Source organism: Cupriavidus sp. YR651 (assembly GCF_900101625.1).
GTDB lineage: Bacteria > Pseudomonadota > Gammaproteobacteria > Burkholderiales > Burkholderiaceae > Cupriavidus.
In genome coordinates, this window is record NZ_FMYZ01000010.1 from 195,943 (window position 1) to 202,493 (window position 6,551).

At 61.2% G+C, this 6,551-nt stretch carries 6 protein-coding genes; 4 read left to right on the forward strand and 2 right to left on the reverse strand.

Going from position 1 to position 6,551, the window contains the following annotated elements:
* Positions 1-28 precede the first annotated feature (28 nt).
* Together BLR29_RS24185 and BLR29_RS24190 are read right to left on the reverse strand one after the other, a co-directional pair.
* Positions 29-1,606 carry an aldehyde dehydrogenase (NADP(+)) gene (locus BLR29_RS24185; RefSeq protein WP_092140354.1) on the reverse strand — a complete coding sequence of 526 codons (1,578 nt, stop codon included), beginning with the start codon at positions 1,604-1,606 and terminating at the stop codon, positions 29-31.
* Positions 1,603-2,247 carry a cysteine hydrolase family protein gene (locus tag BLR29_RS24190; protein WP_092140356.1) on the reverse strand — a complete coding sequence of 215 codons (645 nt, stop codon included), beginning with the start codon at positions 2,245-2,247 and terminating at the stop codon, positions 1,603-1,605. Before BLR29_RS24190 ends, BLR29_RS24185 begins: the two co-directional genes overlap by 4 nt.
* Positions 2,248-2,471: 224 nt before the next feature.
* Between BLR29_RS24190 and BLR29_RS24195 the strand changes: the two genes are divergently transcribed.
* The 4 genes from BLR29_RS24195 (at position 2,472) to BLR29_RS24210 (ending at position 6,499) form a co-directional block, all read left to right on the forward strand.
* Entirely contained in the window at positions 2,472-2,969 is a 498-nt protein-coding gene (locus BLR29_RS24195; protein ID WP_092140360.1) for a winged helix-turn-helix transcriptional regulator, read from the forward strand.
* 117 nt (positions 2,970-3,086) lie between these two features.
* Positions 3,087-3,857, forward strand: coding sequence for a hypothetical protein (locus BLR29_RS24200; protein WP_092140363.1), 771 nt, complete (start codon positions 3,087-3,089; stop codon positions 3,855-3,857).
* A 139-nt stretch (positions 3,858-3,996) separates the two neighbouring features.
* On the forward strand, positions 3,997-4,773 hold the full coding sequence (locus BLR29_RS24205; RefSeq protein ID WP_143018515.1) for a hydratase: 777 nt from the start codon (positions 3,997-3,999) through the stop codon (positions 4,771-4,773).
* Positions 4,774-5,023: 250 nt separating this feature from the next.
* Positions 5,024-6,499: an ISNCY family transposase gene (locus BLR29_RS24210; protein WP_092140365.1), complete on the forward strand. Its 1,476-nt coding sequence runs from the start codon at positions 5,024-5,026 to the stop codon at positions 6,497-6,499.
* Positions 6,500-6,551: the final 52 nt, after the last annotated feature.

A 6,551-nucleotide genomic window follows, 5' to 3' on the forward strand; every position in this document is an offset into this window, starting at 1 on the left:
CCTGAGTTGGACTCGTTCGCGGGGTGAATCAAGCCTTCGACAATGCGCCGTCTGTCAGGCGCCAGAGGCCGCGCGGATTGTCATGCCTGAGCGCTTCCGGCAATAGCTCGTCCGGGAAGCCCTGGTAGCAGACGGGCCGAAGGAATCGCTCGATCGCACTCATGCCAACCGAGGTGAAGCGGCTATCGGACGTGGCGGGAAACGGGCCACCGTGAATCGACGCGTCGGACACTTCCTGCGGATGCGCGAAGGCGTTGATAACGATGCGACCGGTGCGGCGTTCAAGAATGGGCAACAGCCGGGCCGCCAATGCGTGATCGGCTTGCTCGATCTGCATCGTCGCGGAGAGCTGGCCGCGGAAGTGCCGGGCGATGGCAACCATCTGATCGATGTCCTTCACGCGCACGAGCAGCGCCGCGGGGCCGAAGACCTCTTCCGACAGCGATGGTGTCTCGAGCAGGCGCGCCCCATCGACCTCGAACAGGAAGGATTGGCCATCCCACGTTCCTTGCGGTTCGCCACCCATTGCAATCTGCTGCGCGCCGGCGCTCAGTTGCCGATCCACATTCCGGCGATACATCGTGGCGATACCGGGCGTCAGCATCGTCCGGGCGTGCATGGCTTCGATGCGGGCAATCAGCGCCTGCTTCATTTCGCTGAAGCCGATGCCGTCGATGGCGAGCAGGATCGCGGGCTTCAGGCAGGCCTGACCCACCGTCACCAGCATGCGCTCGGCAAAGCCGTCGCCGATGTCCTTGCCGCGCGAGAAGAGGGCGGACGGCAGGACGAATGTCGGGTTGACGCTGGTCATCTCGGTGAAGACGGGGATCGGATCGGGACGCAGTTGTGCGCGCCGGAACAGCGCCATGCCGCCGCCTTCTGAGCCCGTGAAGGTCACGCCCTTGATAAGCGGGTGCTCCACCAGCGCCTCGCCGATCTCGTTGCCATCGCCGCGTAGCAGCGAAAACACGCCTTCATGCAGACCCGCGTCTTTCACGGCCTGCTGGATGACCCGGCCCTGGATCTCGGAGGCGCCAGGGTGGCCGTTGTGCGCCTTCAGGATGACAGGGCAGCCGGCGGCCAGCGCCGATGCGGTGTCGCCGCCGGCGACCGAATACGAGATCGGGAAATTGCTCGCGCCGAAGATCGCAATCGGACCCAGCGCGATCTTCTGCATGCGGTGATCCATGCGCGGACGAGGCTGGCGCGACGGTTGGGCCGGATCGATGGTTGCCTGCCGAAAACGCCCCTGGCGCACGACCGTCGCGAACTGGCGAAACTGGGTCGCCGACTTCGCGGCCTCTCCTTCAAGCTGCGCGACGGGCAGACCGGTTTCGAGCGACGCACGTTGGGCCAGCTCGGACGCGATGGCGTCAAGACCGTCGGCAATACGCTCCAGGAACGCCGCGCGGACTTCGAGACTCGTGTTGTTGTAGCTATCGAATGCATCGTCGGCCAGATGCGCGGCGCGATCGACTTCGGACGCACCGCCGAATGCGAAGGAGGGTTCGATGCTCAGGTTCGTCGCGGGATTCAGTGCTTTCATGCTGCCCGTGGTGGCGCCTGTTTCCTGCGCGCCAATCAGCAAATTGCCGGTGAGGTTCATGCTTCGGCCCCTTGCGATGCGGCGGGAAGGGCCGCGACCAGTTCGGCAGTCGTCAGGATTTCATGGGCGAAGGTCGGGCCGTTCAGATGATGCGCGGCGTGCATCATTTCCTTGCGGAAAGCGGCGGTGGCATCGCGCACGAGCGTGACGTGATAGCCCAGTTCCATGGCAAAGCGGGCCGTCGATTCAATGCAGGTATTTGCCAGCAAGCCCACGACGATCACGTGCGTGACACCTTGCTGCTTCAGCTGAAAGTCGAGATCGGTATTGGCAAAGCCGCTCTGGCCCCAGTGTTCCTGGACGATGATGTCGCCATCTTGCGGGACAAAATCGGGATGCCATTCGCCACCCCACGTCCCTTTGGCAAAGGTGTGACGCTGTTGTACCAGGCGTTGCGTCGGATTCGGGTGATCCCAGTTGTCGTAGTCGCCCGGCTGCCAGCGTCGATGCGGTACATAGAACACCTGGATGCCACGCTCGCGCGCGGCGCCAACCGAAGCGCGCAGGTTATCCAGCAGGCGGACGTCGTCGGCGACATCCCGGAGCATCGGAAACAGCTTGCCACCGTCGGAGAGAAAATCGTTGTACGGGTCCACCAGCAGCAGGCCGGTTCGCATCGCGGGATACACAGGGTTGGACATTTTCGGTACTCCATTCAGAGGAAATGTGCGAGCGAAGTCGCATCTTGCAGTGGCGCCTGACTGCTTGTCGGGGGATCCGTGACGTCTCACGCATCGGTCCTGGGAAGTATAACTATGAAAATCATAGTGTCAAGAAAGACAAGGCTTTCAGGGGGATCGGCGGGGCGGTTGTTGTCAGCGCGTACTGTGCTACTATGAAAACAATAGTAACTACGGGAGCAGTCGTGGCACGTGCGACGGAGAAGACAAATACGGTGTGCCCGGTGGCGCGCTCTGTCGATATCGTTGGCGATCGATGGACCACCCTGGTGCTCAGGGAGCTGTACATGGGCGCAACGCGTTTCGAGGAAATGCAGATCCAGACCGATGCCACGCCGCAGATGCTGGCAACGCGCCTGAAGGCACTCGAGGCCGACGGCATGATCGAGCGCCAGCCGTATAGCGAGAAGCCGCTGCGTTATGAGTACCGGCTGACCGACAAGGGTTGGGCCTTCTATCCAGTGATCTACGCGCTACGGGCGTGGGGAGAGCAGTGGTGCAAGGAGAAGGACGAGGAACACGCGATGCACTTCGTCCATCGGGAATGCGGTCACGACGTCGGCCTGGCCAGCGTGTGCCCGCACTGCGGCAAGGCGGTGGAGCGCGCGGACCTGGAGGCTACGGTGGGCAGCGTTTTCGCGATGGAACGGGCGGATCGGCGCGCGGCGTTCAAGACCAAGTAAGTCGGATTTGATCGGCAACGAGCTGCTTTGCGGGCATGAGAGCGAAAACTGAAGGCCACGCGATGGCAGCCGGCCTAGTTTCGGCAGGATGTGAACGGGCCCAGCGGAGCCACTGCCATGAAAATCGAGGCCAATCGCGTCTGTTTCGACGACAGCTATTTGCGCGGCCGTCTCAGTCATCATGAAAACCGGACGCTGCTTGAGGCCATCTTCTCATTTCATGGCTTTCCAGAGCATGCCATCCGCCTGTCTTCGGCGATCGACAGCCTGCTTTACAGACAGGGAGCCGATCTCACACCAGCCGAAGCGGAGGCGATAGAGTCCTACGTCGGGAATTCGTGGGATTACATCAACCAGTTTCTGGCCATGTCGGAGATGTCCGATCAAAAATGGCTCGTCGAGGACAGAAAGACCTTGCTGATGCAGGCGCTCGACAAGTTGCCGATATCGCCCATGACGTTTTACCGGGCGACGCGGACGATGGGGCTGGAGTGGTATCAGACCTTGGTCGACCGCCTGGAGAATGGTTCGATTTCGGCCGGCACCACGCTGAAAAGCCGGTCATTCCTTTCGTTCACAAGCAGCCCCTATGCACTCAGGCCGTTCGCCTGCGACTACGTGGCAGGCGCCGAGCCCGAAGACGGCTGCATCATCTACAGAATCGAAGGGGGTCTCAGATCGATTTCAAAGGTGTCCGCGAACGAGTTTGAATACGAGGGGATACTGCTGCCGGATTGCACCGTATCGGTGGCGCAAACGGAGAAACTGGATATCCCGTCGAGATCCGGCAAAACCCGTACCGTATGGTTCGTCCAGCTGGAAGAGGATGCGCGTGGAGGTACTCCCGCATTCGATTTTCACGGCAATCCGTGGCGCGAATGGGCATAGGACGGCGGGAAGTCTGCTTGCCGGGAAAATGGTTCCCTGTAAGGTGCCTGCATCGATAATGGCCGACGCAATTCGGAAGGACACCGGCCGTGTGGCAAACTTCATCACGCACACGAACATCAAGCTGGACTGAACGGACATGAACAACGCAGTATTCGATCCAACTATCCCCGCCAACAGGTTGGCATCCGCTTCGCGTAATGGAATGGCGCTGAAGGAGTTACCTGAAGCCGAGCGTCCCAAAACCCTGGAGCAGGGCTATGCAATCCAGGCCTCTTTAGTGGAAACATTGGGTGAAGGCGTCGCCGGGTGGAAACTGGCTGGTGCCTCGCCCCGTGGCTTGCGCGGGGAATTGCCGAATCCACCGGCTACCGGCGTCCTTATCCCATCTCGCATGTTGCGGTCAGGTGCGGTCGTGCAACTGCCACCCGGCCGTGGCGCTACCCTGGAAGTCGAGGTGGCATTCTGTTTCTCCCGCTCGGTGTCGCCGGGCGATGAGGTGTTCGATGCCGCATCGATGATCAAGTCCGCCACGGTCGCCGTCGAGGTAGTGTGCAGCAGATTCGTGGATCGGAAATCTGTTGGACAGCCGAGCTTTATCGCCGATAACGCCGGGTTCCACGCACTGATTCGCGGTGACGAACTCAGCTACGCTGATGGCTCCCTGTTCACGGACGATGCCGGGCTCTGGTGGAATGGCGCGCGTATCGCCAATTCCCTCACGGGGGACGACCGCACGAGGCCGTTCCTGTCCCTGGGCTTCCTCTGGGAGAAATTCGCCAGGCAGGAAAGCAAGATCGCCGAAGGCGCCATCGTCACCACGGGGACATTGACTGTCCCAGTTGATGTCACGCAAGCAGGGAACTACGAAGCGCGCATTGGCGGTGCTGGCGTTGCTTTCACGCTGGCTTCGTAGGGCGCTTGACTTGGCGCCCGACTCACTGGCTTTCGTGCTAACTCATGCTTGCATGACACATGTCGACATGCTTTTGGAAGCCGATGCAGTACGTGCTAAGCCGGCTTCCCACAAGGCTCCTTAATTTGACATAACACAGATTATGCGGACAGCGCACTGTGGTGGCTAAATTCAGATGTCTGCTTCCAGCCAGATCAAAATGTCCTCGACAGACCTATACTGGTAGCCCCAGTTGGTACTGGAGCGCGCCATGAAGGATCGAGGCCTGATCACGATGAGCCTGCGCGAAGTTGACCGCTTCAAGGTCATTCAAGCCACAGCCGAGGGCCTGCTCGCGCAGGTGCGTGCTGCAGAGCGGCTGGGGATCACAACACGGCAAGTCCGACGTCTGATTCAGCGCTGGCGTATGGATGGTCCGGTGGGACTGCTGTCGCGCCAGCGCGGACAGCCTGGGCATCGGCAATTGCCAAGAGCCGTGGAAGCGCGGGTGCGCGAACTGATTCGCGATGCTTATGCGGATTTTGGCCCGACCCTCGCGTGCGAGAAGCTGCGCGAGCGCCATGGCATCCATCTGGCCAAGGAAACGGTGCGCCGGATCATGATCGATGCCGGGTTCTGGGTGCCGAGGAAGCAGCGTCCGCCCAAGGTGCACCAGCCGCGGCGCCGACGCGCTTGCCTGGGCGAGCTGGTCCAGATCGACGGCAGCGACCACGCCTGGTTCGAAGATCGCGGGCCGCCCTGCACGTTGCTGGTCTTTGTCGACGATGCCACCAGCCGGCTGATGCAGTTGTTGTTCGTGCCGACCGAGTCGGCATTTAGCTACTTTGCGGCGACACGGGCCTACCTGGAACGCCATGGCAAGCCAGTGGCATTCTATTCCGACAAGGCGGGCATCTTCCGGGTCAATCAGCCCAATGCCACCGGCGGCGATGGGCATACCCAATTCGGGCGAGCACTGTACGAACTGAACATCGAGAGTTTGTGTGCCAATACCAGTCAGGCCAAGGGCCGTGTGGAGCGGATGAACGGCACGCTGCAGGACCGGCTGGTCAAGGAATTGCGGCTGCGCGGCATCTCCAGCATGGAGGCCGCCAATGCCTTTGCCCCGGTGTTCCAGGCTGATTTCAACGTGCGCTTCGCCAGGATACCCAGAAGCGATTTCAACGCGCATCGGCCACTGCGCCCCGATGAGGATCTCGACCGGATCTTTACCTGGCGCGAATGGCGCAAGGTGTCGGCCAGCCTCACGCTGCAGTACGACAAGACGCTGTACCTGCTGGAAGACCAACCTGCGCACCGGCGCCTGATCCACCGCTATATCGAGGTCGCAGAGTACCCGGACGGCAGGATCGAGCTGTGGGCCGATGGCGCTGCCCTACCCTACACCACCTATGACCGCCTATCGGAGATCGATCAGGGTGCGGTGGTGGAGAACAAGCGGCTAGGCCACGTGCTGGCCATTGCGCAGCAGATGCAGGCCAAACGAGATGACCGTCGCTCAGGCAGCACCCCATCGAGAACCTTGTCGGGGCAGCCGTTGCGGCCTCGCCGAAGCGCGCCAGACACCAAGCGACAGCGTGCCCTGGACGAGCAGGATCTCCGTCATGCCATCGATGAGTTGGCACCGCCCCACCCTGGGCCAGACACCGCTGGTCAGGCCAGCACCACCGCCCTACAGAAAGGTCCAAAACCTAAACCAACTAAAGGCAAACACACACACCACTAAAACGGACATTCTGATCTGGCCGATAGGAGGACATCTCAATTTAGCCTAGACA

What these genes read in the sequence shown, in the direction of transcription:
- BLR29_RS24185 (WP_092140354.1), bottom strand. Translation starts at nt 1,606, where the DNA reads ATGAACCTCACCGGCAATTTGCTGATTGGCGCGCAGGAAACAGGCGCC.
- BLR29_RS24190 (WP_092140356.1), bottom strand. Translation starts at nt 2,247, where the DNA reads ATGTCCAACCCTGTGTATCCCGCGATGCGAACCGGCCTGCTGCTGGTG.
- BLR29_RS24200 (WP_092140363.1), top strand. Translation starts at nt 3,087, where the DNA reads ATGAAAATCGAGGCCAATCGCGTCTGTTTCGACGACAGCTATTTGCGC.
- BLR29_RS24205 (WP_143018515.1), top strand. Translation starts at nt 3,997, where the DNA reads ATGAACAACGCAGTATTCGATCCAACTATCCCCGCCAACAGGTTGGCA.
- BLR29_RS24210 (WP_092140365.1), top strand. Translation starts at nt 5,024, where the DNA reads ATGAAGGATCGAGGCCTGATCACGATGAGCCTGCGCGAAGTTGACCGC.